General features: G+C 74.4%; 2 protein-coding genes. One reads left to right on the plus strand and one right to left on the minus strand.

Annotated features, from left to right (window positions below; all coding sequences use genetic code 11):
• Positions 1-91: 91 nt before the first annotated feature.
• A complete protein-coding gene (locus G5C65_RS36785; RefSeq protein WP_165303380.1) occupies positions 92-1,333 on the plus strand; it encodes a cation:proton antiporter domain-containing protein in 1,242 nt (413 codons plus the stop codon).
• A 180-nt stretch (positions 1,334-1,513) separates the two neighbouring features.
• On the opposite strand, the gene G5C65_RS36790 is transcribed toward G5C65_RS36785, so the two are convergent.
• Positions 1,514-1,721 (minus strand): ferredoxin (locus G5C65_RS36790; protein ID WP_165303381.1); only part of this gene is annotated, 208 nt, incomplete at its 5' end.

A 1,721-nucleotide genomic window follows, 5' to 3' on the forward strand; every position in this document is an offset into this window, starting at 1 on the left:
CCCCCGCGTCACCCTTGCCCGGTCCGTCACGCCCGCGCCGCGGCGCGGGCACGGACGCAGGCCGCCGCCAACCGTATATGAAGGGCCCTACGTGCACGAATCCACCGCCCTGTTGATCGAGCTCGGGACCGTCATCCTCGGACTCGGTCTGGTCGGCCGGTTCGCCGGCCGCATCGGCCTGTCCCCGATCCCCCTCTATCTGCTGGGCGGCCTGGCCTTCGGGCACGGCGGCGTCTTCCCGCTCACGGCCAGCGAAGGGTTCATCGAGGTCGGCGCCGAGATCGGCGTCATCCTGCTCCTGCTGCTGCTCGGCCTGGAGTACAGCGCCTCCGAGCTGGTCACCAGCCTCAGGACGCAGTACCCGTCCGGCATCGTCGACTTCGCCCTGAACGCCGTCCCCGGCGCGCTCGCCGCCCTGCTGCTCGGCTGGGGCCCGGTGGCCGCCGTCGCACTCGCCGGAGTCACCTGGATCTCCTCCTCCGGCGTGATCGCCAAGGTGCTGACCGACCTCGGCAGGCTCGGCAACCGCGAGACACCCGTCGTCCTCGGCGTCCTCGTCATCGAGGACCTGTCCATGGCGGTCTACCTCCCGCTGCTCACCGCCCTGGTGGCCGGACTCGGGGTCGCCGGGACGAGCATCGCGATGCTCGTCGCCCTCAGCACGGTCGGCCTCGTCCTGCTCGCGGCACTGCGCTACGGACGCGTCATCAGCCGGGCCGTCAGCTCCGATACGCCGGAGATGCTGCTGCTGGTCGTGCTCGGGCTCACCCTGCTGATAGCGGGCATCGCGCAGAAGCTGCAGGTGTCCGCGGCCGTGGGCGCGTTCCTGGTCGGCATCGCGCTGTCCGGCGAAACCGCCGAGAACGCGCGCAGCCTGCTCAGCCCGCTGCGCGACCTGTTCGCCGCCGTCTTCTTCGTCTTCTTCGGGCTCAGCACCGTGCCCTCCGAGATCCCGCCGGTGCTGCTCCCCGCACTGGTGCTGGCCGCCGTCACCTCGCTGAGCAAGATCGCCACCGGCTGGTATGCCGCGCGCCGCGCGGGAGTCGGGGCACCCGGACGGCTGCGGGCGGGCGGCGCACTCGTCGCGCGGGGCGAGTTCTCCATCGTCATCGCCGGGCTCGCCTCCGGCATCCACCCCCGGATCGGACCGCTGGCCACCGCGTATGTGCTGATCCTGGTCGTGATCGGGCCGCTCACCGCCCGCTGGACGGAGCCGGCCGCGCGGCGGGTCCGGCGGCTGCTGCGGGCCCGGCGCGGGGAGCCCCAGGGCCGTGGGCGGCGCCAGGACACCGAGGTGCCGCCGCCCACGCAGGCGGCCGACAGCGCCCGATAGCGGCGGACTGCGGCTGTCACGGTGGTTGCCTGCGCCCCGAAGGGGGCGCGGGGAACTGCGCGACCGGCCACAGAGCACCCGCAGACTGCGACGCGGCGACAAGGGGCAGTCCCGACCTGCCCGGGCCGTGCGTGGCGGGGTGCGCTGTGCGCGCGGCATCCGCACCAGAGGCGGCGCAGCTCACCGCTCCAGGCGGAGGGCGAGGGCCGGGCAGCGGCGTACCGCCCGCTGGGCGTGCCGCCGCACCGGGCCGGGTACCCGGACCGCCGAGCGCGTCGGGTAGCCGTCGGCCCCCAACTCCATCACCTCCGGCACGATCCCCGCGCACAGCCCGTGCCCCCGGCACAGCGTCCAGTCGACGACGAGCCGCGCCGCCGCGCCGCCACCC

Source organism: Streptomyces boncukensis, assembly GCF_011045075.1.
In the GTDB taxonomy this organism is placed as follows: Bacteria; Actinomycetota; Actinomycetes; order Streptomycetales; family Streptomycetaceae; genus Streptomyces; species Streptomyces boncukensis.